General features: G+C 70.7%; 29 protein-coding genes and 2 pseudogenes. 6 read left to right on the plus strand and 25 right to left on the minus strand.

Going from position 1 to position 25,293, the window contains the following annotated elements:
- Window position 1: 1 nt before the first annotated feature.
- From L0D17_RS08515 to L0D17_RS08595, 17 genes and pseudogenes are all read right to left on the minus strand, one after another.
- Window positions 2-277, minus strand: a complete 276-nt coding sequence (locus L0D17_RS08515) for a hypothetical protein (protein WP_231293500.1) — start codon at window positions 275-277, stop codon at window positions 2-4.
- 11 nt (window positions 278-288) lie between these two features.
- Window positions 289-1,431: a hypothetical protein gene (locus L0D17_RS08520; protein ID WP_243094792.1), complete on the minus strand. Its 1,143-nt coding sequence runs from the start codon at window positions 1,429-1,431 to the stop codon at window positions 289-291.
- Window positions 1,432-1,773, minus strand: a complete 342-nt coding sequence (locus L0D17_RS08525; RefSeq protein ID WP_014511025.1) for a hypothetical protein — start codon at window positions 1,771-1,773, stop codon at window positions 1,432-1,434.
- Entirely contained in the window at window positions 1,770-2,876 is a 1,107-nt protein-coding gene (locus L0D17_RS08530; RefSeq protein ID WP_243094793.1) for a hypothetical protein, read from the minus strand. The genes L0D17_RS08525 and L0D17_RS08530 overlap by 4 nt, the downstream gene beginning before the upstream one ends.
- Complete coding sequence (locus L0D17_RS08535; RefSeq protein WP_243094794.1) at window positions 2,860-4,257, minus strand: S-layer homology domain-containing protein; 1,398 nt, start codon at window positions 4,255-4,257, stop codon at window positions 2,860-2,862. Before L0D17_RS08535 ends, L0D17_RS08530 begins: the two co-directional genes overlap by 17 nt.
- A 39-nt stretch (window positions 4,258-4,296) precedes the next feature.
- Complete coding sequence (locus tag L0D17_RS08540; RefSeq protein WP_243094795.1) at window positions 4,297-5,229, minus strand: ATPase, T2SS/T4P/T4SS family; 933 nt, start codon at window positions 5,227-5,229, stop codon at window positions 4,297-4,299.
- A 3-nt stretch (window positions 5,230-5,232) separates the two neighbouring features.
- Window positions 5,233-5,547 carry a hypothetical protein gene (locus L0D17_RS08545; RefSeq protein ID WP_038043781.1) on the minus strand — a complete coding sequence of 105 codons (315 nt, stop codon included), beginning with the start codon at window positions 5,545-5,547 and terminating at the stop codon, window positions 5,233-5,235.
- Window positions 5,547-5,993 (minus strand): lytic transglycosylase domain-containing protein, encoded by a 447-nt coding sequence (locus tag L0D17_RS08550; RefSeq protein WP_124105528.1) that lies wholly within the window; start codon window positions 5,991-5,993, stop codon window positions 5,547-5,549. Before L0D17_RS08550 ends, L0D17_RS08545 begins: the two co-directional genes overlap by 1 nt.
- Window positions 5,990-6,196, minus strand: coding sequence for a hypothetical protein (locus L0D17_RS08555; RefSeq protein WP_039457191.1), 207 nt, complete (start codon window positions 6,194-6,196; stop codon window positions 5,990-5,992). Before L0D17_RS08555 ends, L0D17_RS08550 begins: the two co-directional genes overlap by 4 nt.
- Window positions 6,193-6,582, minus strand: a pseudogene (locus L0D17_RS13595) (hypothetical protein); the annotation flags it as partial. The gene L0D17_RS08555 and the pseudogene L0D17_RS13595, both read right to left, overlap by 4 nt.
- Entirely contained in the window at window positions 6,470-8,896 is a 2,427-nt protein-coding gene (locus tag L0D17_RS13600; protein ID WP_341474686.1) for a type IV secretory system conjugative DNA transfer family protein, read from the minus strand. The pseudogene L0D17_RS13595 and the gene L0D17_RS13600, both read right to left, overlap by 113 nt.
- Complete coding sequence (locus L0D17_RS08570) at window positions 8,897-9,058, minus strand: hypothetical protein (RefSeq protein ID WP_167764531.1); 162 nt, start codon at window positions 9,056-9,058, stop codon at window positions 8,897-8,899.
- A complete protein-coding gene (locus L0D17_RS08575) occupies window positions 9,055-10,884 on the minus strand; it encodes a hypothetical protein (RefSeq protein WP_243031516.1) in 1,830 nt (609 codons plus the stop codon). Before L0D17_RS08575 ends, L0D17_RS08570 begins: the two co-directional genes overlap by 4 nt.
- Entirely contained in the window at window positions 10,881-12,431 is a 1,551-nt protein-coding gene (locus L0D17_RS08580; RefSeq protein ID WP_093007020.1) for a hypothetical protein, read from the minus strand. Before L0D17_RS08580 ends, L0D17_RS08575 begins: the two co-directional genes overlap by 4 nt.
- Window positions 12,428-14,971: a VirB4 family type IV secretion system protein gene (locus L0D17_RS08585; protein ID WP_243094796.1), complete on the minus strand. Its 2,544-nt coding sequence runs from the start codon at window positions 14,969-14,971 to the stop codon at window positions 12,428-12,430. The genes L0D17_RS08580 and L0D17_RS08585 overlap by 4 nt, the downstream gene beginning before the upstream one ends.
- A complete protein-coding gene (locus L0D17_RS08590; protein WP_014632329.1) occupies window positions 14,949-15,266 on the minus strand; it encodes a hypothetical protein in 318 nt (105 codons plus the stop codon). Before L0D17_RS08590 ends, L0D17_RS08585 begins: the two co-directional genes overlap by 23 nt.
- Before the next feature lie 3 nt (window positions 15,267-15,269).
- Window positions 15,270-15,644, minus strand: coding sequence for a TrbC/VirB2 family protein (locus L0D17_RS08595; RefSeq protein WP_243094797.1), 375 nt, complete (start codon window positions 15,642-15,644; stop codon window positions 15,270-15,272).
- A gap of 141 nt (window positions 15,645-15,785) precedes the next feature.
- Between L0D17_RS08595 and L0D17_RS13605 the strand changes: the two genes are divergently transcribed.
- Window positions 15,786-17,378, plus strand: coding sequence for a hypothetical protein (locus L0D17_RS13605; protein WP_039457236.1), 1,593 nt, complete (start codon window positions 15,786-15,788; stop codon window positions 17,376-17,378).
- Window positions 17,375-17,869 (plus strand): hypothetical protein, encoded by a 495-nt coding sequence (locus tag L0D17_RS08605; protein ID WP_093007028.1) that lies wholly within the window; start codon window positions 17,375-17,377, stop codon window positions 17,867-17,869. Before L0D17_RS13605 ends, L0D17_RS08605 begins: the two co-directional genes overlap by 4 nt.
- A 178-nt stretch (window positions 17,870-18,047) precedes the next feature.
- On the opposite strand, the gene L0D17_RS08610 is transcribed toward L0D17_RS08605, so the two are convergent.
- The 8 genes from L0D17_RS08610 to L0D17_RS08645 all read right to left on the minus strand — a co-directional run bounded on the left by L0D17_RS08610 (window position 18,048) and on the right by L0D17_RS08645 (window position 22,945).
- Complete coding sequence (locus tag L0D17_RS08610) at window positions 18,048-18,389, minus strand: hypothetical protein (protein ID WP_135260224.1); 342 nt, start codon at window positions 18,387-18,389, stop codon at window positions 18,048-18,050.
- Complete coding sequence (locus tag L0D17_RS08615; protein WP_243094798.1) at window positions 18,386-18,601, minus strand: hypothetical protein; 216 nt, start codon at window positions 18,599-18,601, stop codon at window positions 18,386-18,388. The genes L0D17_RS08610 and L0D17_RS08615 overlap by 4 nt, the downstream gene beginning before the upstream one ends.
- Window positions 18,594-19,046, minus strand: coding sequence for a hypothetical protein (locus tag L0D17_RS08620; RefSeq protein ID WP_243094799.1), 453 nt, complete (start codon window positions 19,044-19,046; stop codon window positions 18,594-18,596). The genes L0D17_RS08615 and L0D17_RS08620 overlap by 8 nt, the downstream gene beginning before the upstream one ends.
- Window position 19,047: 1 nt before the next feature.
- A complete protein-coding gene (locus L0D17_RS08625; protein WP_243094800.1) occupies window positions 19,048-19,887 on the minus strand; it encodes a hypothetical protein in 840 nt (279 codons plus the stop codon).
- 45 nt (window positions 19,888-19,932) lie between these two features.
- Entirely contained in the window at window positions 19,933-20,946 is a 1,014-nt protein-coding gene (locus tag L0D17_RS08630) for a hypothetical protein (protein WP_243094801.1), read from the minus strand.
- A 10-nt stretch (window positions 20,947-20,956) separates the two neighbouring features.
- On the minus strand, window positions 20,957-21,889 hold the full coding sequence (locus tag L0D17_RS08635; protein WP_243094802.1) for a toprim domain-containing protein: 933 nt from the start codon (window positions 21,887-21,889) through the stop codon (window positions 20,957-20,959).
- A gap of 35 nt (window positions 21,890-21,924) precedes the next feature.
- Window positions 21,925-22,218: a hypothetical protein gene (locus tag L0D17_RS08640; protein ID WP_172596982.1), complete on the minus strand. Its 294-nt coding sequence runs from the start codon at window positions 22,216-22,218 to the stop codon at window positions 21,925-21,927.
- Window positions 22,219-22,300: 82 nt separating this feature from the next.
- The gene (locus L0D17_RS08645) at window positions 22,301-22,945 is read right to left on the minus strand and encodes a LexA family protein (protein WP_014632320.1); all 645 of its coding nucleotides are present in this window, start codon (window positions 22,943-22,945) and stop codon (window positions 22,301-22,303) included.
- 190 nt (window positions 22,946-23,135) lie between these two features.
- On the opposite strand from L0D17_RS08645, the gene L0D17_RS08650 reads away from it, so the two are divergent.
- The 4 genes and pseudogenes from L0D17_RS08650 to L0D17_RS08665 all read left to right on the plus strand — a co-directional run.
- Window positions 23,136-23,441, plus strand: a complete 306-nt coding sequence (locus L0D17_RS08650) for a DUF433 domain-containing protein (protein ID WP_243094803.1) — start codon at window positions 23,136-23,138, stop codon at window positions 23,439-23,441.
- Complete coding sequence (locus tag L0D17_RS08655) at window positions 23,438-23,785, plus strand: DUF5615 family PIN-like protein (RefSeq protein WP_126207015.1); 348 nt, start codon at window positions 23,438-23,440, stop codon at window positions 23,783-23,785. The genes L0D17_RS08650 and L0D17_RS08655 overlap by 4 nt, the downstream gene beginning before the upstream one ends.
- Window positions 23,786-23,828: 43 nt before the next feature.
- Entirely contained in the window at window positions 23,829-24,407 is a 579-nt protein-coding gene (locus L0D17_RS08660) for a DUF4143 domain-containing protein (RefSeq protein WP_279231670.1), read from the plus strand.
- 98 nt (window positions 24,408-24,505) lie between these two features.
- Window positions 24,506-24,919: pseudogene (locus tag L0D17_RS08665) on the plus strand (DUF4277 domain-containing protein); the annotation flags it as partial.
- Window positions 24,920-25,293 lie beyond the last annotated feature (374 nt).

Genomic DNA, 25,293 nt, shown 5'->3' on the forward strand with positions numbered 1-25,293 from the left:
CTCACCTCAGGACCCGGTCCAGGGGCGTCCACCGCCTGCGTTCCCGCCAGGCGTTCACCGCCCGGAAGAGGAGCAGGGCCAAGAGGACCAGGGCCAGGCTCAAGCCCGCCCCCAGGACCACCCCCGCCTTCACCCCTTCGTCCACGCCCACGGCCCAGGCGGCGTAGATCACCTTGGCGGGCACCTGGTGTTCCCCCACCTGGACCACGCCGTTCACGTCCGCACGGAACATGCTCCGGGGAACGGTGAACACCACGTCCCCCGCCTTGAACGCCACGTCTCCCCCGTTCACCGATCACCTCCGAAGAGCCCGAAGAGGCCCCTCCGCCGCTCCTTAGCCTCGAGGGTGCGGCGGAAGGCCTCGGTGATGCGCTTGGCCCACTCCTCCAGGGCCTTGAGCCTCGGCTCCACCTCGCCCCGCCACAGGGCCGTGGCCCCCTGGATCCGCTCCTCCGCCTCCCTCAGGGCCTCGGCCTTGGCGGTCCTCACCGCCGCCTCCACCCGCTTCCAGTCCACGCCGTCCCCCGTTCTTAGGCCCTCCACCAGGGCCTTCAGGGCCCGGATCTCCTGGTGGTGGAGCCGAAGAGCGGCGTTCACCCCACCGAACCGGGAGGCCTCCTTCTGCACCGCCTCCTCCAGGCGCTCCACCCGCCTCGCCAGGTCCTCCAGCTGGGCGGAGAGCTTCCCCAGCTGGATGTAGGCCGCCCCCACGTCCACCTGCGGCTCCGAGCCCAGAAGCTCCCGGGCCCGGCCCCGGGACTCCTGGAGCCGCCGCTCCACCTCCCGAACCTCCTCGAAGGCCCGGCGCCGCCCCTGCTCCGGTCGGTAGAAGAGCAGGGCATGGGCCAGGCGCTCCCGGTAGAGGAGGGGGTCCTCCGAGGGGTCCTGGCCGAAGACCTCCTGGTAGGCCCGCCGCCACCTCGAGTCCCGCGCCGCCTCGTTTTGGTCCTGGGACCGGGAGGTCTTCTCCGCCCGGCTGGGAGGGGGAGGCGCCCCCGCTGGTTGCTTCCCCGTCAGGGGAACGCCTTGTGGAGAAGCTTGCCTCGGAGAAGGAGCTTCCACCGGAGGAGAAGGCGCCGGGGGAGAAGCCTCTACCGGAGGAGAAGCCTCCACCGGGGAAGGGGCCTGCGCCGCCTCTGCCGGAGGAGGAGCCTGCGAAGGAGCGGGGTCTTTCTGGGTCGGCTCCGCCTCCACCCCGAGGACGCCAAAGGCCTCCTCGTAGCTCCCCGCCAGCCCCTCCTCCACGAGGGCGGTAGCCACCCGAAGGAGGGGCTCCTCCAGGGGGGTGGCAGACCTCCCCGCGAGGGCCCGGAAGGCCTCCTTCGCCCTCCGGGTGGGGAAGACCCCCTTCGCCTTCTCCAAGACCTCCTTCGCCACCTCCTCCTCGAAGGAGGAAAGCTTGTCCGCGATTTCCTTCCAGAGCGCTTCCATCTACACCCCCAGAAGCAGGTAGAAGCCCAAGAGGGCCGGGAAGAAGGCCACCAGGAAGCCATAGCCTTCCTCCTCCCCTCGGAGGAAGCCGTCCGCCGCCAGCGCCAGGGCCAGGTAGGCCATAGCGGCGTAGGAGCCGCCCAGCCTCCACGCCATGGCCCCGGCCAGGCCCAAGACCGCCCCCCCGTAGTAGACCCCCACCCTTCCCCGGAAGAGGGCCCGGAGGAGGGGGGAGAGGGCGAGGAGGAAGGGCAGGACCCCCTGGCCCACCAAGGCTTGGAGGAACCAGGCCCCGAGGAGGGCGAGGGCCGCCATCCCGAGGAGGGAGACCCACTCCCTCACGGCAGGACCACCCTCCGGTCGCCGTCCAGGAGGTCCACCACCCCCGCCGTGGTGCGGTTCCCCACCAGCCGGAAGAGGACCATCCGCCCCGTGGGGGCGGAAAGCTCCGCCACCCCGTTCACCACCACGGCCCGGTCGGCCAGGCGGTAGCCCTCGTACCCGGGAGGCGGGGGGTCGCCGTAGAGGGCCACCCCCTCCTGGTCCTCCCCCCGGAGCCAGACCTCGCCCACCGCCTGCACGTCCGCCGTGAACCCGGGGGCGGTGAGCTCCACCCGCACCCGCTTCCGGGCCAGGGGCACGGTCCGGCTCTCCCCGGAGCGGGCCACCACCCGCCCCTCCTGGAAGGGGAGGCCGTCCGCGTAGGCCACGAGGAGGACCTCCCGGTACTCCCCGTCCGGGGGGCTCACGGCCAGGGCGAAGGGCGGGGTGCAGGACCGGGCCCGCTCCACGTCCCCGAGGAAGGCCGCCACGCACCCCACCCTCGAGGCCACCTCCTCCGGGGTCAGGTGGATGGGGGCGTACCGGGGCTCGGGCACCCGCACCACCCCGCCGTCCTGGGGCGAGGCCACCTCCACCCGGGCCTCCCCCGCCCCGTCCCGCACCCGGATCACCGCCCTGGGGGCCGTGGGCACCTGGAAGGAGGCCCCGCCCCGGTGGACCAGGACCATGCCCTCGAGGCCCGAGGGGGCCGGGTCGGGGTAGGCCGCCACCCCGAAGGCCCACTCCCCGTCCACCCAGGCCTCGTAGGTGGCGGCGCCGCTCGCCCAGGGGGCCTCCGCCCGCAAGGCGAGGGTCCTCCGGGCCACCTCCACCCGGGCCATGCCCCCGGGCCTGAGCTCCACCTCCCCTTGGTAGCCCTGGACCTCCACCCCCTGCCACTCCACCCGCACCTCCACGGGGACCTTCCCGAACACCCCCGTGAAGCGGAAGGTGTAGTCCTCGCACCGGGTGGCGCTCTGGCCCCCCACCTTCACCGTGGCGCACGCCCCCTCCTTGACCCCCGCCACCTCGAGGCGGGCCGGGCCCTGGAACTCCCGCTGGAGCTCCGTGCAGGAGGAAAGGAGGAGGGCAAGGGCCAGGAAAGCGCTAGAAGCGAACCTCATAGCTCAACCGCACGCCCCCGTAGAAGCCCGTGGCCGTGGTGAAGCGGAAGCGGTCCACGTGGGAGGCCACGCCCCTCCCCCAAAGCCCGTCCCGGTACCCCGCCTGGAGGCTCACCCGGAAGGGCGCGAGGGGGAAGCCCACCTCTCCCTCCACCAGAAGGCCCCGGTCCCGCCCGATGTCCTCCTGGGGCACGGCGTAGGCCAGGCGCGCCTTCCCAAAGAAGCCCTCCCCGGGGTAGACCAGGGTGGCGAAGAGGGCGGAGAAGGGGGTGTCCCCGCTCCCGAGGCCAAAGTAGCGTCCGTAGCCCAGGGTCAGGTCCACGGGGCCCAGGAAGGCGCCTCCTTGCGCCTCCACGAAGTACCGCCCGGGCTCGCCCCCCACGAGGCCCGCGCCGAGGCCGATGCGGGCGTGCACCCCGGGGAGGAGGCCGCCTTCGGGCTCGTGCTCCACGTAGCCCGCCCCGAAGTAGTAGCCGCCGTCCCCCGCCCCGAGCTCCCCCACCAGGCGGATGCCCTGGAAGAGCCCGGCCTGGGCGGTGGCCTCGCTCCGGCCCTCCAGGCTCCGGTAGCTCACCCGCACGCTTCCCGCCTGGAAGGAGGCCTCCACCCGGTCGGTGCCCAGGTGCACCTGGGCCTCCTCCCACCCCAGGGCGAGGCCCCCGAAGGGACCCCTCTCCCCCACTCCGGCGTAGACCTGGGCCCTCGCCCGGGAGTCCACCCGCTCCTCCAAGGCCTTGGTCCTCTCCTCCAGGGCGTAGACCCGCTTGCCCGTGGCCTGGGCGTCCTTCACCCGGGCCGCCTCGTTCTCCTGGACCTTTTGGGTGAGCTCGGCGAGGGCGGCCTCGAGGGCCTTCACCCGGGCCTCCATCTGGGCGAGGGCCGCCTTCTGCGCCCCAAGCTCCTTCTCCAGGCGGCTCACCGCCCCCTCCAGGGCCTCCAGGTCCTTGAGGGCGGCCTGGGCCTCCAGGGCGGTGAGGAGGGCCTGGCGCACCTCCTCCAGGTCCTTCTCCATGGCCTCCAGGCGCACCCCCTGGTCCTCCAGGGCCCGCCTCACCTCCGGCACCACCTCCAGGAGGTCGGCCACCTGCCCGTAGAGCTCGGCGATCCGCTCCGGGGCCGCCCCCGCCTCCTCCAGGGCCTTCCGCACCCGGGCCAGGACCTCCTCCGTCCAGGTGAGGTAGGCCCGGTAGAGCAGGACCGCCGCCTGGTAGCGGTTCACCGCCTGGTTCCCCCGGAAGGTGCCGTCCGGGAAGCCCGTGAGGACGCCCTTCTCCAGGAGGGCCCGCACCGCCCCCTCGGCCCAATGCCCTGGGGGCACGTCCGCCATCTGGGCTTTCACCGAACCCGCCAACAAAAGGGTGGCTAGGGCGACTCGCCGCATAGCCACATGCTACCACTCTCTAACTTTTATGGCAACACATTACACGCTAAGCTCCACCCCCTCCGGCTCCCTCCCCTGGAGGAGGTCGTCCAGAGCCTGGGCCAGGTCGGGATAGACGAGGTAGCGCCCCTTCGCCACCACCTGGAGGGCGGTGCCGAAGGAGGGCCGGGTCCTCCGCCTCCCCTCCTTCAGGTCCGGCTCCCCGAGAACGGGGTGCAGGGCGGGGTTTTCCAGCACGTCCAGAAGCCTCTCCCCGTGGGCCGTGGCCACCACCCGCACCCCCCTCCGGGAGGCGGTGAGGCACTCCTGCACGTCCTCGTTGTAGCCGATCTCGTCCACCACCACTACCTCCGGGGAGTGGTTGGCGATGGCCTGGTAGATGATCCGCCCCTGGTTCCTGGAGGGAGGGTCCGGCACCTGCATCCTCCGGGCGGGCCGGATCCCCGGGTGGGCGGTGAGCCCGTCCCCCCCGATCTCGTTGGAGGTGTCCACCACCACCACACGGGGCCCCCACCGCTCCGCCAGGATGCGCACGATGTCCCTGAGGAGGGTGGTCTTCCCCGTGCGGGGCGGCCCCACCACGAGGAGGCTTCCCCCGCTTTCCAGGAGGTAGGGCCTGAGGGGCTCCGCCACCCCCTCCACGAACTTCCCCACCCGGATGGTGATCCCCGTCATCTCCCCCAGGGCCGACTGAATGCGGGAGACCCGGTGGAGGGTGCCCTCGATCCCGGCCCGGTTATTCTCCTTGAACCCCCCCACCCGGTGAAGGACGAAGCTCAGGTCCTCCTTGGTGATCTCCCGCTCCGAGAAGCGGGGGGCCCCGTCCACGGTGTAGGCCAGGGGGGCCCCGAGGTCCATGGCGATCTCCTCCAGCCTCGCCCCGTGGGGCTCCACCTCCTTGCGTACCCAGGGGGGAAGCTTCTCCATGAGCGCCGCGAACTCCCTGTCAAACCCCTCGCGAAGCCGCACCATGCGTTATTCCCAACGGTCCGAAAGCCCGGACAAAAAGCCCACCACCGCCCCCAGGGAGAGGCCCGTGGGGAGGCCGGAGAGGAAGGCCCACACCTCCTTGGAGGCCGCCCCAAGGTGGTGGGCGAGCCTCTCCAGGTCCGCCCGCCCGAGGAGGGCCGCCCCCAGGTAGAGGAGGGCCGTCCAAGGGAGGAGGACCCGGGCCACCCGGCCCAGGGCGTACCCCGAGAGGGCCCCCACCCCGAGCAAGACCCAGGCCTCCTTCTGGGAGAAGGCCCGGCCCAGGGCCTCGAGGGCGTGGAAGGCAGGCAAGGCCTCCATCACCCCCTCCGCCAGGCCCGGTAGACCGAAAGCACCCGCTCCACGTACCTCTGGGTGGAGGCGGGAATGGCCCCTCTCCTCACCGCTCCGAGCCCGGCGTTGTAGGCGGCGAGGGCCAGCCGCCAGTCCCGGGTGGCCTCCCAGAGCTCCCGGAGGTGCTTCGCCGTGGCCCAGAGCGCCCAGTCGGGGTGGGCCCGCCACTCCACGGGAGCCCCCGTGGTGCGCGCCCAGGTGCCGGGCATGAACTGGCCCAGGCCCACTTCTCCGGCCCGCCCTACTGCTCCCGGGCAGTAGCCGCTTTCCACCCACACCACGGCGGCCACCAGGTAGGGGTCCACCCCCCAGGCCCGGGCGTACTTCCACGTCTTCGCCCAGAGGTCCTGGGGGACGTGGCCGCACGCGAAGGCCGCCCCCAGGAGGAGGACCAGGTAGGCCGCTCGCCTCACCCCTTCTCCACCTCCCTCTCCAGGAGGGCCCGCACCGCCTTGAGTTCCCCGTAGACCCCGGCGAGGAGGGCGAGGCCCACCCCGTAGAGGAGGACCACGAGCCCCGCCCCCACCCCGGCCCCGTCCAGCCGGAAGAGGCCGAGAAGGAAGAGCCCGGCCCCCAAGACGGCCACCGCCTTACCCAGAAGCTCCGCCCACTTCACCTTCCACCTCCTTTCACGTACTCCCGGATGTAGAGCCGGTGCACCCAGTCCTCCACCGCGAAGGGCACCCCCCGGAGGAAGGCGAAGTAGAAGCGCTCCACCAGGGGAGCGGGCTCCGCCCCCTCCAGGGAGAGGCCCACGTAGCCCCGAAGGAGGCGGATGGCCTCCTTCCGGTCCACCACCACGAACTCCCCGTCCACCCGGGGGGCGAAGCGCACCACGGCCCCCGCCAGGGCCAGGGAGGGCCCGTAGCTCTTCGGGTGGGTGAGGCCGCTATCCGTGGTGAGCAGGTACACCTTCACCCCTCCCTTCACCATGGCCTCCCTTAGGGCCTCCGTCAGGGGCTTCAGGTCCAGGACCGCCACCTGCACCAGGACCTCCCCCGTGGCCCGCCTCACCGCCTCCGCCGCCTCCTCCAGGGTGTAGCTCCTTCCCAGGGCAACGGAGGCCGCCAAGGCCAAGACTGGGACGAACCAGGACCTCATCCTCCTTCACCTCCACCGCTTCGCCGCAAAGCTTCCCCAAAAGCACCTGCTCCCCCTCCTCCCGGGGGAAGGCCAGGACCTCGGGCACGGGCGCCTCCCGGCGCTCCTTCTTCCACCGCTCCACCGCCCGGCACCACCGGAGGAGGGCCCGGTACCCCTCCCGGTCTGCCCCCTGGATGGCCTTGAGGCCCTTCTGGGTGATGGAGAGGCGCACGGGCTCCCCCTCCACCTCGCACCAGCCCAGCTTCACCCAGGCGGGCTCGGGGGTGGGGAAGCCTTCGGGGAGGCGGAGGTCCAGGCGAAGGGTCTCCGAGCCCCGGTAGTACCGCTTGAACTCGGGCACCCGCCGGGTGAGGGCTTCCAGGTAGAGGAGGAGGCTTTCGGGCCTCGAGGGGTCCCGGCTCCAGGGGGCGGCCTCCCCTTCGGGCGAAGCGGAGGCGGGGAGGGAGACGGGCCCCCGCGTCCGGGGAAGGGGGAAGCCCGCCTCCTCCACCCGCGCCTCCCGCGCCTTCTTCCAGAGGCGGTGCAGGAGGTGTTCCTTCCGCCACATGCCGAAGAGGTTCATGCGGGCCGGAGGAGCGCCCTCCAGCAGGACCACCGCCTCCCCCTTGGGGGCGGTGCGCATCTCCTCCGGGGAGAGGAGGGGCCGGGCCACCTCCCGCTCCCCCACGGTTCGGCTCGTGGGGATGGGGAGAAGGCCCCTCCGGCTCACCCCCCGCACCTCCTGCATCACCGAGGTCTCCCCCAGGACCTCCGAGAGGCGGGCGGCGTCGTTGTCGGAGAGGCCGGAGAGGAAGTAGACCCGCTGGGCGAAGGTGCCCTCTATGGCCTCCCACTCCTCCCCGTAGACGGCCCGCCCCTGGTCCGTGTTCTGCACGGCGATGTGGTAGGCCACCCTCCGGGAGCGCATGGTGCCCAGGTTCTCCTTGATCCCGGGGAGGAAGCCGAAGTTGGGGAACTCGTCCCAGTAGACGCTCACGGGCACCTTGAGCCTGCCCCCGTTCCGGTTAGCGTGCTGGAGGGTCTTCAGGTCCACGATGCGCTTCAGGAGCTTGAGGAGCACGTACCCCGAGGCGTTGTCCCCGATGAGCTCCTGGGGCACGCCGATGTAGACCAGGCTGGGCTCGGAGAAAACCTTCGCCCAGGGGACCTCCATGGGCCCGGGCTCCGTGGCGGCGGCGAGGCCCGGGTCCAGCCAGATGGAGAGGCGGTTCCGGGCCCCGTTCAGGATCCCCGCCAGCTGGTCCTGCCGCATCTCCAGGAGGGTCTTGAGTTCCACCTGCAGGTAGGGCCGCACCTCCACGTAGGCCTTGAGCCCGGCCACCCCGTCCCCCAGGACCCGGTAGACGTGGGCCAGGGAGTACCGCCCCTCCACCCCCTCGGCGTGGATCAGGGCCTGGAGCAGGGTCCGCTCGAGGCCCGGGTAGAACTCCTTGGAGTCCGGGACCTTAGGGTTCCGGGGCACGAAGATCTCGGCGATGAGCTTGGCCTGGGTGATGTCCTCGGCCCCCTCCAGGAAGTTGATGCGGTAGGACCTTTCCCCCCACGGGGTGAAGGGGTAGACGGCCCGCCCGTGGTGGGCGTAGTAGGCCATGGCCTCCATGAGGCCTTCCCGGTCCGGGTACTTCAGGTCGTAGACGATGGCCGTCCACCCGTCCTTGGCGTCCAGGAGGAGGTTGGGCAGGTAGTACCCCGAGGTCTTCCCGTGCCCCGGCTTCCCCACCACCAGGGTGTGGGCCACCCGCTGGCCCTCGGAGACCCGGAGGGGCCTCTTCCCGAGCTGGCCGTACCAGCCCACGCCCTTGGGGTTGAGGTAGGGCTCGAGGTCCCTCTCCGTGGCCCACCGCCCCTGCCCCGGGAGTTTCCTGGGCCTCGCGGGGCTGTAGACGAAGGGGGCGAGGCCCCCCACGAACCCCAGGACCAGGACGAGCCGGAGGAGGTCGTAGTTGAGCCGGGCCGCCCAGAGCCGATTGAACTCGCCTCCGCACGGGGTGGCCACGTTGAGCATGCAGGCGGTGGCGAACTCCAGGCCCCTCGCCCCGGGCCTGCCCACGGCCTGGTCCCAGCCCGCCTCGGCCAGGGCGTTCGCCGCCTCGAGGGCCCCCCGCGCCCCCAGGTAGAAGACGAGGCCCAGGGTGGCGAGGAAGAGGAGGAACCCCAAAGCCCGAAGGGCCTTGAGGGGGCGTGGGGTCTCGAAGAGGGAAGCGGCCTCCACCTACCTCCTCCCCCGCGCCCGGGCGATCCACCTTCCTGGGGCCTTAGGGGCCAGGGGCCGGGCGCGAAGCGCCGCCAAGGCCTCCTCGCTCAGGCGGAACTCCACCCTGGGCAAGGGGTCCCTTTTGACCCACTTCGGTCCACGGTCAATCCAGCGCTTCACTCCTCATCACCTCCCTTCCTGTAAGCGCTCCTGTCAATCCACCTGCCCGGAGGCGGCCCCCCTGCGGGAAGGGTGGTGCCCGAGGGGGTCTCCGGGGGCCGCACCTCCTTGGCCCGGTCGGTCCACCTTCCCGGGGCCTCAGGGGCTCTGTAGGAGGGGACCTCCCCGGGACCCGTGTAGCCCACGCTCTGCCCCACCCCGGGGGCGGGCCGCACCACGGCGGGCTCCACACCCTGACCGTACTCGGCCCGGTGCATGTACGGCACCCCCGTCCCGGGGGCCTGGACCTCCACCGTGCGCTGGTAGGCGGGAGGCACCTCCTGGCCCCCACCGCTTGCGGCTGAAGAGAAGCCTCCTCCGCCTGCGCCCGAGGGAAGGGCCCTCGAGGGCCCCCCAAGCCCCCGGCCCAGACTCCCCGCGGCCTGGCCCATCCCCTCCAGGGCGCTCGCGGCCCCGCCCATGGCCCTGCCCACGGCCTGGGTTGCCATCCCCGTGGCGTAGCTGACGGCCGCCGCCGTCACGGCCAGGGAAAGCCCACCGAAGAAGGTGGCCACCAGGCTGGAGAGATAGCCCGCGATGAGGAGGGCCGCCGCCATGCCTCCCACGGTCATCAGCAGGGTCTGGGCCCAGGCCTGGAACATGTCCACGAGCCCTTTGCCGATGCCCAGGACGAAGGTGCCCATCTGGCGCATTCCCTGGGCGATGGCCTCCTTGGTCATGGTTCCGCACGCCACGGGGGAGAGGAGGGCCTTGCCGTCCGGGGGGACGTTCCGGTAGTTGAGCTTCCCGTCCGTGTCCACGAAGACCTCAAAGCCGCACACCCGGGGGTCCCACCCGTTCTGGACGGCCAGGTCGTTCAGGGTCTCGGCGAAGATGCGGCGGTTCTCCCGGAACTGCCCGGTGAGCTGTTCCACGGTGGTGTCCACGATCTCCTTGGCCTGGGAGGCGATGTAGGCCGCCGGACGGGAGACCCCGAGCTCCATGCCCCCCCGCACCACGAAAGGCCCGACGGCCCCCATGATGAAGGCCCACACCACCACGGAAAGCCACCGCCCGAAAAGCTGGGGCCCGAGGCCGATGGGAAGGGCCAGGCTCCCCGCCACGATGGGCCAGAAGGCGGAGGCCAGCATGAACATGGTGCTGATGAGCACCGTGAGGACCATGGCGATGATGACGAAGGGAACGAGGAGGAGGGAGGCGGGGTTGAGAAGCTGGGCCGCCGCCCCGATGCCCGCGAGGATCTGCTGGGCCCAGTCGGGCATGTTCGTCCCGTCGTTCAGGCCCGTCCCCACGAGGTGGACGACGCCCGCCTCCACGATGGCCACGATGGTGAAGAGGGGGTTGATGACCGCCCCCAGGGCCTTGAGGTTGTTGGCGGCCTCCGTCATGGCGTCCGCGAGCTCCGTGCGGAAGGTGTTCGTGACGGCGTAGTACACGCCCTGCGTACCGCCGAAGCTCTCGTCCAGGACCTCCCCGAACCAGAGGAACCCCCCCGCCAGGACCACCCGGGCCATGGCCCCCAGGACCTCCTCCAGGCTCCCGTAGTAGACCGCCCGGATCAGGCTCCAGATGAGGCCCACCACGATGAGGCTCCGCCCGATGGTGTAGGCCCCCGCCTGGAAGTCCCGGAGGCTCGCCTTGAAGAGGGCGATCCAGTCGTTGAGGTTGAGCATGGCGTTGAGGATGCCCGTGAGGAAGTCCCGAACCCCCTGGTCGATCTGTCCCTGGGGCGGCGGGGGCGGGTCCGCCAGGGCCAGGAGGAAGAGGAAGGGGAGGAGGGCGAGAAGCCTCGCGCCCCACCCCTTGGGAAGAAGGGCCCGCCTCACGGGCTACCCCCCGAGGGCGGCGGGGTGCCGCTTTGCGCTCTCCATTGCCGCGCGAGGATCTCCAGGGCCTCCCCCGCCGCCACGTACTTGGCCGAGGTCTTCTCCGCCTGGGAGGCCACCTGGCCCATGAGGGCCCGTAGCTGGTCCTCGGCGCTACGCTCCTGCTTCCTGATGAGCTCCACCAAGTTCTGGTTCACCTGGACCAGTTGCTCCACGGTCATGGCCTGCTGGGCGGCGAGGTTCTTCATCTCCTGCACGGCCCGGAAAGAGTCCTGGGCCTGCAGGCGGATGAGCTCGGCGAAGCCCTTCACCACCACCTCCGTCACCTCCCGGGTGGAGGGGGCGGTCTGGGCCTCGGAGATGAGCTCCTCCGTGATGCCGGGGTCCATCACGCCCCCCGAGCCGGAGCCGCTGGTGCCGCCCGAGCCGGAGGTGCCCCCGGAGCCCCCCGGGGTGTTCTGGGCCCCAAGGGCGCCTCCCGGGGAAGCGCTTTGCGCCCCCACCACGCTCGCCCCGGAAAGCCCCCCGGTGAGGGAGGCCCACCCCTTGGACACGGCCTCGGCGATGAAGTTCCAGGCGGCCCCCAGGGTGTCCCAGAGGTCCTGGAGGGTGCTCTCCAGGCTCAGGTTCTCCTGCTGGTTCTTCACGTTCTGGGCCACCCGGGACTGGTTCTCCAGGAGCTGGGCCGTGCGCTGGAGGTCGGCGAGGCTCTGGGTCGTGGCCTGGAAGCCCAGCTGGGGCACCACCCCGGAGATGAGCCGGGTCCACCACTCCGGGCCCCAGTAGAGGGGGTCGTCCCCGGGCTTCCAGGCGTCCAGTTCCCGCAACTGCTCCGCCCGCGCCCGGGCCAGGGCGTTCAGGATGGCGTTCTTCTGGCGGCGGATGTCGCTCATGAGGTCCGTCAGGGCCTGGTCCACCTGGTCCACCAGGGGGTTGAGCTGGTGGAGGCCAAGCCCCTTGCCCAGCCAGTCCAGGGCCAGCCCGGTGCCGTAGTAGATGGCCTGGTTCTTGAAGTCCTCCCACATGTCCCCGAGCTGGTTCCAGTAGTTGATGGCCTTCTTCACGGTCCGGTGGGCGGTGCACAGCCACCGTACCGAGGAGAGCTCGTAGAAGCCGATGAAGCGGCAGGCCTGGGCGATGAAGCCGTCCAGGTCCTCCATGAGGCCCTGGGCCTGGAGGTTCTGGCCCGAAAGCCCCGTCCCCTGGACCTGGAGGGCGAGGAGGGCGTAGGCCGTGCCCGTCTTCTCCCCGGTGTAGTCCACCTCCAGGCGAAGCGCCGTGGTGCCGCCAAAGCCCCCGGTGTCCCAGTACCGCTTCACCTGGAGGGAGGTGGTGCGGAAGACCTCCCGCCCCGAAGGAAGGGCCACACCCCTCACCTCGAGGACCCTCTCCCCCGGCTCGGGCTCCACCCGGGCCTCCACCACCAGGACCCGCCCCTCCGGGTAGGTCCCGGGCCTCGGGGAAAGCCACGCCACCCTCACCGCGAGGGCGGGGAGGAGGGCGAAGGCGAAGGTCAGCGAAGCGATCTTGGGGATCCAAGCCCTCATGCCCGCCCCTCCGCGAGGTCCACCACCGCCTTGAGGACATCCCCCCCGTACCTCTCCACCAAGGCCTTCCTCCGGGCCGCTTCCTCCTGGGCGCTGGTGAAGAGCCAGTAGTCGTAGGGCGTGGGCCAGAGCTGAAGCACGTCCCCCTCCTTCCGGTCGTCCCGCACCGCCCACACCATCACCTCCCCGTAAAGCCCCTTGACGCCCCCCAAGGAATTCCACACGGCCATGGCCCGGTCGGAGAGGCCGAAGACTCTTCGCACGTGCTCCTCCTCCCCCTGCACCCGGAAGAGGAAGACCCAGGTGGTGTTCTGGAGAATCCTCCCCGCGCTCTCCCCGCTGTAGTCCTGGAGGCTTTGGGTGATGCTCCAAATCCCGCCACCCAGGTGCCGGAACCGGCGGTAGAGCTCCTCCACCAGGCTCGCGGCGTAGGGGTTCTTGAACACCTTCCAGGCCTCGTCCAGGACCACCAGGAGGTTCCGCTCCTCCCCCCGCTTCTTCCCCTCCTTCGCCCGCTTCCAGATGAGGTCGGCCATGAGCACCGTGCCCACCACGTCCAGGCCCTCGTAGGCGTCCAGGCCCTCGAGCTCGTAGCACACCACCCGGGCCGTGCTCACGGGGACGGAGGTGGGGCGGTCCGCGAAACTGCCCATGGGGGAGTCCCCGGTCCAGGACTGGAGCCGGAGGGCGAGGCTTCGGGCCACCTCCTTCTCCGAGGGGGACACCCCCCGCCCCCCGATCTCGTCCAGGGTGAGGAGGGTCTTCACCAGGTCGGAGAGCCTGGCCCCGAGGTAGCGCTTCTCCTCGGTGCCGTCCTCCCTCAGGTCCACGGTGGTGGCCCGCTTGTAGGTCTGGTCTATGGCCGCCTCCAGGATGGCGTTCTCCACCGCCTCCTGGGTGGGGTCGCCCCCGGGGGGGACCATGGCCCGGAGGAGCTTCAGGAGGTCCCCCTTCTTCTCCGGGGTGGGCTCCACCTCCCCCTCCTCGAGGTCAAAGGGGTTGATGCTGGTGCCCGCCCCGGGGCGGATCTCCACCATGGCCCCGCCGAAGGCCTCCACCAGGGCCTGGTAGTTCTTGCCCCGGTCCAGGATGACCACGCTCGCCTTCTCGTCCCGCAAGAGCTCCGAGAGGAGGTACTGCACCGCGAAGGTCTTCCCCGAGCCCGAGCCCCCCACCACGATGCCGTTGTAGTTCCGCATCCGCTTGTCGAAGGGGTCCACGGAGACCAGGGCCCCCTGGCGGGTCCGGAAGAGGGCCACGGGCCTCGGGCTTCCCGTCCAGGCCCCCGTGGTGGGGAAGAAGTGGGCGGCGTTGGTCTCCAGGAGGTAGACCTTCTCCTCCGCCACGCCCCCGGAAAAGGGGGCCTGGGCCAGCCACGGGGCGAGGAGGCCGTTCCTGAGGACCCGGAAGGGGTTCCCCGGAACCTGGCTCAGGGTGCTCACCGCCTGGCTCACCCGCTCCTCCAGGGTCTCCCGGTCCCGCTCCAGGAGGACCAGGCTCGCCCCCACCTGGAAGATGTGGTCCCCCGTCTGGGAGACGTGGGTGATGGCCCCCTCCGTCTCCACCTGCCCCACCTGCACGTTGGGGTCCACGTAGGTCCCCGACTGGGAGGCGGAGTAGTACCGCCTCGCCCGGGCCTTGAGGGCCCGGATGGCGAGCTCGAAGGGCTCGTGGAGGAAGTCCATGACCAGGTAGAAGCGGTCCCCCCCGGCCTGGGCCAGCACGTCCCCCATCTCCGCGTAGGTCTCGTCCGGCACCGTGTAGAGGGAGAGGACCCCCGCCCACATCCCCCCCACGTAGAGGGCGTCCCGGTAGGAGTTGTCCACCTCACTCCGGGCGATCTGGGCCCGGAGGGTGGGGGGCCTGAGAGAAGGGATGCGGCGGATGGCCTCCCGGGGGTAGCGTTGCCAGGTCTGTTGGTACTGGGGCACCTCCGCAAGGGCCAGGGCGGGGTTGAAGTAGCGGTAGAGGACGGCGAAGAGCTCCTGGTCGCCCATGGGGAAGGCGAGGACGCGGTAGGCGGAAGCCGCGCGGATGATCCGGGTCCGCACCCGCTCCGCCTCCGCCACCACCTCCTTCCACTCCTCCGGGGTGAAGGGCACCCGGCGCCGCTTGTGCCGGGGCCTGCCCAGGAGGACGCTGAGGTAGACCCGCTTCTCCAGGACCTGCCCCTTCTGCCACCGCTCCCGCCAGGCCTCGTAGCGCCTTTCCTGCAGGAAGCGGGCCGTGGGGTGGGAGGGCTCGAGGCTCCGGTACCGCTCCACCCGGGCGAAGGGGGCCGGGGAGACCTCCACCACGAGCCGGGCCCGGCTTCCCTCGGGCACGCCGCTCCGAAGGATGGTCTTGATGACCCCCACCAGGCCCTCCATGTAGGCGGTGCTGGCGAAGAGGGTGGGCTGGAGCTCGAGCCTGACCCCCACCTCCACCCGCCCGTCGTTCAGAACCACGAGGCCGTCCTGGATCTCCCAGTACGGCAAGAGCGCGGTGAGGGAGTCCTCCCGCGCCCGGGAGAAGAGGCTACCTCTGGAAGCGCTCGTCATAGATCAGGGGAGTCGTGTCCTCGTCCCGCTCGGGGCGGTAGCGCTCCTTCTGGGTGAGCCAGGCGATTTCCTGCCAGAGGCTCGCCCCGGGGAAGCGCATCCGCAAGCGGTCGGAAAACTTCACCGCCAGAAAGCCCGCCACGCCCGCCAGCACCAGGCCCAGGGCCGGGTGCGGCAGGCTCCCGCCCACCTGGAGCCCCAGGGTCATGGCCACGGCCCCGAGGAAGAGTTGCCAGAGCTCGAGGCCGAGGAGCGTCAGGGGCTGGTAGAGCCGCCACACCCGGAGCCTGAGCATGGTTCAGAAGAGGCTCGTGCAGGCCGGGGAGTTGGCCGAAGCGGTGGCGTTCCCGAAGAACATCTTGGCGAAGTAGGGTGCGGCGGCGATGATGATGCCCCCGATGCCCGCCCCGATCATGAGGGGCATGGCGTTGCGCCCACCGATGGCGAGGGATATGCCACCCACGGCGAACATGAGGATGATGATCCCCAGGCCGATGGGACCCTTCAGGTAGCTCACGATGGTGCAGATGGCGTTCGCCACGTTGCCGAAGGCCTGGTCCGCCGGGTTCGCCTGCGCCTCCGCCACCCCGAAGAGGGTGAGGCCCACCGCCAACGCCAAGGCGAAGAACCTGAAGTGCTCCGTCTTAAGACCCTTAGCTAACTTCTTCAGCACGCTTCACCTCCTAAGGAAGAACCACGAGCCTGAAGCCTGAAACCCGTCCGCCATGAACTCTTCCGCCCGCTCTCGCCCCCTTTCAACCTCATACGACTGCCATTATAGCAAAACCATGCCCTTTTGTGGCAACATGAGGGCGTGAGGCTGAACCCCGAGGTGCGCAAGGAAGCGGAGGAAAAGCTCGGCAAGAAGCTCCCCGGGCCAGACGAGCCCGGCTTCTACGCCCTACTGGAGGAGCTCAGGGAGAAGGACCCGGAGCTCGCCGCCCTCCTGGAGGAGGGGATCGAGTTCGAGCAGGTCAGGCCCCCGGAGGAGGAGGTCCGCCGGGAGGTGAAGAAGCGGGCCTTCCTCCGGGACCTCTACAACCGCCTCTTCAACCGGTATGACGAGCTTACCGGGGAGTGGGTGCCCTCCCGTCCCAAGCAGATCCTAATCGGGGTGGGGGGCCTGATGGGCCTCGTCGTCTTCATGTGGGCCCTGAACAACCTGGGAGGCCCCAAGCGCCCGGCCCAGGCTCACCCCTCCCCCCAGGTCCAGCAGGCGGCCACCGCTCCCCAGGCGGCCTCCGGAACGCCCCCTCAGGCCCAGGCCCAGGAGGCTCCCGCACCCCCGGCTGGCGCTTCCGGGGCCACGGGGGAGGCCGCGCCCCAGTCCCAGTCCACGGCCACCCCGGTCGCTTCTCCGTCAGGAGAACGCCTCGAGGCCGTCCCCCCTCCGCCCACGCCCTCGGCCACCGGGGAGGTGCCTCCCCCGCCCCAGACCCTGGGAGGCGCGGGAGCCTACTCCGCCCAGGCCGCGCCCATGCCCACGGAGGGGCCCTCCCTCACCCTCTACCTCCGTCCCACCGGGGAGGCCCAGGCCGCCTCGCCCTCCATGGCCCTCTACATGGGCCAGGCCCAGGAGGCCCCCGAAAAGCCCTCCCTCTCCGTGCCCCTGAAGGCCCAGGCCCAGGAGGCCCCCGCCGGTCCGGGCCTCGCCGTCTACCAGGGCCAGGCGGGTAGCGCCTCGGGCCAGGTGGCCCCCGTCTCCTCCTTCGTGGCCTACAGGAAGACCGAGGCGCCCCAGGCGGTCCCCTCCTCTCCCGCCCCGCCCCAGGCCCCCCAGGGGCCTGGCCTCTTCGAGGCCAACCTGCCCGAGGTCTTCGGGGGGAGGCAGGCCCCCTCCACGCCTCCTTCCACGGCCTCTTCCACGCCTCCCGCCACGGCCTCCTCCCCCTACCTCCCCGGGGCGCGCCTCGAGGGGAGGCTCGCGGTGAGGCTCGTGGTGCCCGAGGGGCAGGAGGTCCCCGTGGCCCTGGAGACGGAGGACGGGGCCACCTTCCTGGGCAAGGCCAAGCTCTCCCCCACCCGCCGGGTGGAGGTGAACCTGGACCAGGCGGTCCTGGCGGGGAAGGTCTTCCCCGTGCGGGCCGTGGTCCTGGGTTCTGACCTCGCCCAGGGCCTCCCCGCCCAGGTCCGGGAGGAAGCCCCCTCCCTGGTGGCCGACCTGGTGCGGGGCTCCCTGCGGGGCCTCTCCGACTACGTGCGGGCCCGGAGCCAGCAGACCACCGTCACCACCACGCCCTCGGGCACGGTGATCCAGCAGGGGCAGACCCCGCCCCTGGAGCTCTTCTTGGGGGCGGCGGCGGCAGACCTTTTCTCCGTCCCGGAGGGCACGAGGGCCGTGGTCCGGGTGGCGGAGGTGGCTCAGGGGACGCCCCTCACGGTCCTGGTGCTGGGGGCCGGGCAATGAGCGTGAACCCCCTCGCCGTGGACCTCGCCTGGTCCGAGGGGCAGGTCCGGCGCTGGGGCCTCGTCCCCCCCGAAGAGGCGGTGCGGGTGGAGGGCTACCTGGGCCTCACCTACTACCGGAAGGAGGAGCCCGTGGCCTTCTGGGCCCACCCGAGCGTGGCCCGCTACCCCCTCACCGCCCTCCGCCACCTGGCGGGCCTGGCGGAGATGCGCCTCCTCCTCGAGGCGCCCCCTGATCCTCGGGTGTGGCGGGTGAGCCCCAGGCCCCGCCACCCCGTGGAGGAGCCCGATGGGGTCTGGCTCACCTCCGAAGGCCCCGTGGCCCTGGAGTACGACGCCGGGGCCTATGCCCGGGCCCGGGTCCGGGCCAAGGGGGAGGCCTTCGCCCTGAGGTTCGTGGGGCAGGTCTGGGGTGCCCCCGTCCCGGAGCGGGTGGCCTACCTGAGGCGGTTCCTCCCGGGGGCGAGGGTCCTCCTGGCCCCGTGGGCCTAGCGCACCACCGCCACCTCCCGCGCACCTTCCCAGCGGCCAGGCAGGCCCGGTCGCCCAGGGAAAGGCCCAGGGGCCGGGTCAGGGGGTCCAGGGCCCCCGCCTCCAGGGCCTCCTCCAGGGTGAAGGGCAGGACCTCGAGGCCCATGGCCACAAGCCGCCCCACCATTGCGCCCTTTTCTCATGAGCCCCCACACGAGAGGCCCTTCACGGGCTTCTCGTCGGGGGAAGGGGTGTACCGGGGAGGGGGGCCGATGAAGGTGCAGGCCCCGTACCCCCCGGTGAGCATGCGGATAAGAGGGTAGAAGGCCGCCGTCCTCCCGCCCTGCCCGTTCGGCACCGGAGCGAGGAGCCCGGCCAGCAGGAGGAGGGCCGCCAGGCTCCACTTGGCCCGCCGGAGGTCCCCCATCACCACTCGGTAGCCCAGGAAGATCACCGCCAAGAGGACGAGCGCCCCCACCAGGACCACAGGGGGGGTGAGGGCGCACACCAGTCGGCTCACGCCACAAAGGACCTCGTTCATACTCCAAACAGGCTCAGGAGGGCCCTGGCGTTCCAGGCGAGGATCCCCCCGAGGAGGGCGGCGATGAGGTAGCCTACCCCCCGGTCCCGCTCCCCGATGGCGATGAGGAGGCCGCCCAGGGCGAGGCCCAGGGTGGTGACGGCGAAGACCAGCGCCTTAGGGGGCTCCACGCTCAGCACCAGGCCGTTCATGGCGCTCACCACCTCAGACATACACCACCTCTGTGCCACCTCGCTTAGGCGCCTCGTGCGTCAGAACGATCACCCGCCCGGCGGAGGCCTCCAGCTCGTCCCTGGGAGCGGGCCTCTTGGTGGGGTCCCCCCTCTTCCCCACCAGGAGCACCCGCTCCCCCTCCCGCTCCAGGACGGCCCTGCTCCCCTCCCGCCTGAGCATGCGCCAGCCCTCCCTCTCCATGGCCTCCGCGTGCCGCCGCACCAGGAGGGCCATCTCCAGGGCCCCCGCCCTGGGGGTGTAGTACCGGGTGAGCCCGAGGCGCTTCCGGCCCTTGGCCGCCGGGACCAGGACGGGGCCGAGCCGGGTCATCACCGGCTTCAGCACCCGTTGCCTCAGGGCCTCCCCCACCAGGGCCTCCCCGTAGCGCTCCAGGGCCTCCTGTAGGGTGTAGGGGCCTTCCCGCCAAGGCGCGAGGAGGTCCATTCTACCTCCCTTCCGTCTGGACCTCGATGGTCTTGCCCAAAAGCCGCCTCTCCAGGAGGAAGCTCCTCCCGGGCCCGAGCTCCACCCCCCGCCACCTGAGGAGGAGTTCCCCGGGCCTCGCCCCGTGGACCACGATGACCCCGCTCTGCCCCTCTCCGGGGTTCAGGACCGCCTTTAGGGGGTCCCGGCGCACCTCAAACCGGAGGGGCTTCCCCTCCTGCAGGATCTGGAGATCGTTGAGGGCGAAGCTCACGGGGCGGCTTCCCCGGTTCTCCAGGGTGAAGAAGACGCTCACCCTCCCCTCCTCCCCGGAAGGGGCCTCCACGGTGGTGGTGAAGTGCACCGCCGGGGCCTGAACCTGAGGGCTGGGGGTGGGAGAAGGAGCGGGGGAGGAGCTTTGGGCAGGCCCCGCCGTGGGAGTGGAAGGAGTCTGGGAGAGAGGGGCGTAGGTCCCCCCCTGGGTCCGCTTGAGGAGCACCTGGTACCGCCTCGGGTACTCCCCCGGCCCGATGCGCACCGTGAAGAGGAGGGTCCTCCCCCCCACCTCCACCACCAGGTCGGTCATCCCGCTCTTCACGGGCACCGCCCCCGTCTGGGTGCCCATCATCCCCGTGGAGAGGAGGAGCCTGCTCCCGCCCCCCTCGAGGCGAAGGAGCTCCCGCTTGGCGGAGAAGGCGGCGTCCACCGTGTCCCAGAAGTCGATGACCGTGGTGAAGCCTGGGCTTACCTCCAGAAGCCCCGGGCTCTTCACCAGGTCCTCCGCGTAATAGGTCTTGAGCACCACCTGGGCCTGGGCCGGAAGGGCCATGGTTAGAGCCAGCAACACGGCACGCAACCGCATGCCCTCATGTTGCCATAGGTGTGGCAACTAAGCAAGCTTTTGTTGCTAGTCCTCCCCCAGGTATCCTCCTAGGAGGGCCAGGAGGCCCAAGGCGGCGAGGGCGAGCCCCAGGGGCACGGCGTAAAGGAAGGCCAGGGGGGTGAGGAGGGCGGCGGGCCCCAGGGCATCCCCCACGGCCTGGGCGTAGAGGCGGGCGGGACGGCCCAGGGGGAGGGACCAGAGGCTCGCCGCCACCCCGTAGAGGGCGGGGAGGAGGGCCCAGGCCAGGCCCCCCGCCAGGGAGAGGAGAACCCCGTGGACTGCTCCCCCCAGGAGGGCCACCAGGGCCAGGCCGAAGAGGAGCCCCTTGAAGGCGTCCACGTACTCCCGGGCAGTCCCCCCGCGCTTAAGCAGGCGGTCCTGCACCAGGAGGAGGTTCAGGGCGGGAAAGAGGGCCAGGGCTCCGGGGATGGCCCCCGCAAAGGCGGGGTAGAGGACGAGGGGAAGGGAAGCGGCGAGGAGGAGAAGGGGCACCAGGGGAGACCGCCTCTCCCTGGGGGAGGCGGGGAAGGCTTCCCGCTCCCGGGTGAGGACCCTCCCCCGGGGAGAAGCCTCCCCCGCCTTGGGAAACCCCTCGAGGCGTGCTTCCCGCCTCTCCCCTTCCCCGCCCTGGGGCGGCGGGGGCGGTCCGGTCCGGGCCTCCTCTACAGGGGCCGCCTCCTCAAGGTGTTCCCCTGGCGGGGAAGCAACTGGGGTTTCCGGGCGGCCCGGCTCGAGGAGGCGCACCTCCGGCCTCTCCCCTTCCCCCCGGAGGAAGGCGGCGATCCGGTCCACGTCCGCCGGGGAGAGGACCCGGGGAAGGGCCTGGAGGTGTTCCTCCAGGGAGGCCACGTGGAGGACCCCCTCGTGGTAGCCCCGCCGGTAGCTCCCCACCACCAGGGGCACCACGGGGAGGGCGAGGAGGGCGTAGGCCTCCCGGCCTAGGGCCTCGGCCTGGCGCGCCTCCTTCGCCAGGGCGAAGACCCCCGCCTCCGAGACCAGGAGGTGGCCCCCGCCGAAGGGGACCAGGTGGGCTTCCATAGACCGCATCTTACACACCTTCCCTTTCCAGGAAGGCCTCGGCCACCCGGGCGAGGACCTCCTTCCTGAGGGCTTCCCGGCCCAGGGCCTCGGCCACCTCGCACGCGTCGCCGTCCTCGAGGGGGGTGAGCAGGTAGCCCCCAAGCTCCGCCTGCCACCTCTCCGCCGCCTTCCTCCCCGCCTCGTCCCCGTCCAGGAGGAGGAAGGTGGGCCTGCCGTCCGGCTCGGGGAGGGTGCCGTTCACCCCGGCCACCCCCACCACGTCCAGGAGGTCCCCCACGGCGAGGTAGAGGGCCACGGCGTTGAGCTCCCCCTCCACCACCAGGACCCCCGCCCGCTTCCCGTAGCCCGGGCCGTACCAGGGCGGCGTGCCGCACCCCCGGGTGAGGTAGCGATAGCGCTGGCCGTCCCTGGGCCTCAGGTGGCGCACCTTCACCGCCACCAGCCTTCCCTCGGGGTCGTGGATGGGGAGGTAGAGGTCCCCCTCGGGGGAAAGCCCCATCCCGAGGAGGACCGCTTCCCTCAGGGTGAGCCCCCGCCCCTTCAGGACCTCGGGGAGCTCCCTGGCTTCCCTGAGGCGGGCCTGGGCCTCGGAAAGGGCGGCCCCCAGGTCCACCGGGGGCTTGGGCTTCTCCTTCCCGCGCCGGAGCCGCTTCGGGAGCTCAGGGAGGGGCCTTTCTCCGAGGAGGATCTCCACCGCCTCCGCCTTGGAGAAGCCCGCGGCGAGGAGCAGGTGGTAGGCGTTGCCGCTCTCCCCGGTGGCGTGGTCCCGGAAGAACCACACTCCCCCGGCCTTGAAGAGGGATAGGGAGGGCTTCTTGTCCCCCCGCCAGACCGCCCGGTAAAGCCCGGGCCTGCCGGGCCTGGCCCCGGACTCTGGGAAGAGCCGGGCCACGAGCTCCGGCAGGTCCACCGTGTCGATCGCCTGGGTGAGCGGGTCCACGCCCCTTCCCGTGGGGCCGCTAGGCCCCCGGGCCCTTAGAGCACCTCCTCGGGTTCCAAGAAGGCCTCCAGCACCACCCCCGCCCCGTCCAGGTCCAGTCTCGCCCAAACCAGGGGGATCTCCTCCTGGAGGAAGAAGACCTCCGCCGCCACCTCCCCCTTGGGCCGCCTGAAGGTCCGAGCATAGCCCAGGGTCTCCAGCTGCAGCCGCTCCTCGGGGAGCAGGCTGGCCATAGACACCACGCTGGCCTCGCCATGGGCCAGCCTGCGGAAGGAGCCCTCGGGAAGGCGCAAAAGCCCCTCGAGGGCGCTTTCGCGTAGAACCACCACCAACCGCTCCCGCGAGGGGAGCAACCGCAACAGCCGGAACCCTGACCTCCCTTCCTCTTCAACCCGAACGCGGAAAAGGGCTTCAGTGCTCATAGCTCCACCTCAAAAGAAGCCGCATCGCCTCGAGGGCCTCCCTTCCCCTCAGGAGGAAGCGAAACACTCCCTGGACCTCCACCTCCGAGGCGGGCAAGCGCAGGGTGGGATAGGCGGGGTTGTGGGGTTTGAGGACCACCATGTCCCCTTCGGGGTAGATGTACTTGAGCGTGGTCTTCCCCTCGTGAAGCACGGCGGCAATCTCCCCTCGCCTCGGCCTTACTCCCCGCTCCACCACCACCACGTCCCCATCCAGGAGGTACTCCGCCATGCTGTCCCCTTCCACCACAAGGGCGAAAAGGTTAGGGCGTGCGGGCAGGGGGATGAGGCCCTCCACCTCCTCCAGAGCCTCCTCCAGGGGCCCCGCAGGAACCCTTCCCACCACCGGAATGGCGAGGCCCGCAAGCAGCCTCCCCTCCGGCGTAAGCTCCACGTGGGTGGGGCGGCCGTGCCCTTGGGGATAGAGGACCACCAGGCCCTTCCGGGCCAGGGCCTCCAGGTGCTGGCGCACGGTCTGCGGCCGCAAGCCCAAGGCCCGGGTCAGGTCGTGGGCCGTGGGGGAAAGGCCCTGGCGCAGGAGCCGCGCCGCTTCTAAAAAGACCCGCTTTTGCCCTTCCGGCAAGGGGGGTGCCATAGCTCCTCCTCTACCTGTTTTATAACAGTACCCCCCTCAAGGTGCAAGCCCTCCACCCAAGGTTCTTCGGTCAGCGGGCAAAACGGCACGGGGCACTCCAATCTCCGCGAGGAGGAGCACACGAAGGCATGTGCTGACCGACTACAAAGCATAGGCGCGCGGGGCGGCTCCTGAGTATACTGAGGTGCGCATGGTCCTGACCGAGCGGATCCCCCTGGTGGCGGACGAGGCTGGAGGCCTCCGGGTAGAGGGCACCCGGGTCTACCTGGAAGACCTCCTGGACGCCTACGAGGGGGGGCTCTCCCCCGAGGAGATGGTCCTGGCCTACCCTAGCCTGAACCTTGCGGACGTGTACGTCGTCCTGGCCTGGGCTCTGCGCCACCCGGAGGAGGTAGCCGCCTACCGGGCGAGGGCGAAGAGGGTGGCTCAGGAAGCGGAGGAGCGGGTCCGGGTCCACTTCCCTAAGGCCCTTCTCGCCCGGCTGGGTAGGGCGTGAGGCTTCTTTTGGACGAGAACGTGGAAAAGGCCCTCTTCCTGGGCCTGAAGCGGCGCCATCCCGGGCTAGACGTGGTGCGGGTAGTGGACGTGGGCCTTGGGGGGAGATCAGACGCTGAGGTCCTGGAGTGGGCCGCCCGGGAAGGACGGGTGCTGGTGTCCAGGGACCACGCCACCCTGAGCGCCGAGGCCGCGCGGCGCATAGAGGAGGGCAGGCCCATGTCTGGGCTCATCCTCTTGCGCCGGGGGGTCGGCGTGGGCCGGATCTTGGAGGATCTGGAGCTCCTTCTGACTGCCGCGCGACCTGGGGAGCTGGAGAACGCCATCCTGTATCTGCCCTTCTAGAGTTGGCCTTCGCGTTTCCTTCAAGGAGGTCCACCAGCTCCTTTTGGGCCCCTCGGTCACAAGCCAGGAGCTTAAAGGTCTCCGGTTTCTGGTGGACCTCTACCTGCTGAGGCGCCTGCCTCCCCTTGAGGCCAACGTGGGGAAGCGCCTGGTGAAAAGCTCCAAGCTCTACCTGCGGGACAGCGGTCTGGTCCACGCCCTCCTGGGGCTCCGCACTTTGGAGGACCTCCTTGCCCACCCCGTGGTGGGGAGGAGCTATGAGGGCTTCGTGGTGGAGAACCTCCTCCAGGTGCTTCCCGAGGGGGGCGAGGCCTACTTCTACCGCACCCGGGCCGAGGCGGAGGTGGACCTGGTCCTCCTCCTGCCCGGGGGGAGGCTCTGGGCCGTGGAGGTCAAGCGGAGCCTTGATCCCCGGCCTTCCCGGGGGTTCCACGAGGCGCTGAAGGACCTCAAGCCCCAGGAGGCCTTCGTGATTTACCCGGGAGGGGAGACCTTCCCCGTTGGGGGAGGGAGTCTTCGCCGCTCCCCTTGGGGCGATGATGGAGCGGCTCTGGAGGAGGTAAGCGCCCGCCCTCGGGTTTCGCGGCCCGGGTCTATCCGGCCACACTGCCCTTGCTGGTGAGCGGTTGGCCAGGGCCGCGTGGCTCCCGGTGGGGGACCTTTACGACGGCCTTCAACCCACATTCCGCATCCCTCCTCCCCTGGCCTTAGGATTTTGGGATGGAAACCACACCCAACCTACAGGTGTACGACCTGGGCCACCTGGGCCTGGTGGCCAGCACCGTGGACCGTATCGGGCTGGTCCCCCTGGTGGACGAACGGGTGGGCCCCCGCCCGGGGGAAAAGGTGAGCGCGGGGGTGGCCCTGGTCAGCCCCGAAGGGGCTACCTTGTAAGCGGCCATTATGAACGCCCTAGGCTTTGTCTCTTCTCCCCTCTACCTCTTCGGCCACTACTGGGAGGGTAAGCCCACGGAGTGGCTTCTGGGAAAGGGCGTCACCCCAGGCCTCCTCAACGACGACCGCATGGGCCGCATGCTGGACACCCTCATTACCTGCTGGAGTAAAGGGGGTGCGGAATGTGGGGTGTACAAGGGGACGGGGGAAGTACGGCGCGCGGCGAGCTACGCCCTCCCCAGCCTGGGGACCGAGGAAGCAGACGCGAGGCGGCTTGGGGAGCTTCTCCTTTCCCGGTGGAAGATGGAGAACCGGTCCTTTTGGGTACGGGACGTCCTCCTCTATGAGGACGCCTGCCAGGTGCGGAACGTGGGGGCGCAGGTCTTGGCCGCCCTCCGGGCCTTTCTGGTGTCCCTGCTGCACCGCAGGGGGATGCGGGAGAAGATCACGCGCCAGCGTACCTTGAAAGCGGCCCTGGAGACCTTCTCCTTCCATCCCCTCTCCGCCCTCAGGTTCCTGGGGCTCTATGCGGCATAACGGTCAAGTCTGCCCGGGCTTGCCTGAACCCGGACAGACACATGTGAGACTGGACGAGTAAAAATGTGGGGACCACT

The organism is Thermus thalpophilus (genome assembly GCF_022760915.1).
Lineage (GTDB): Bacteria > Deinococcota > Deinococci > Deinococcales > Thermaceae > Thermus > Thermus thalpophilus.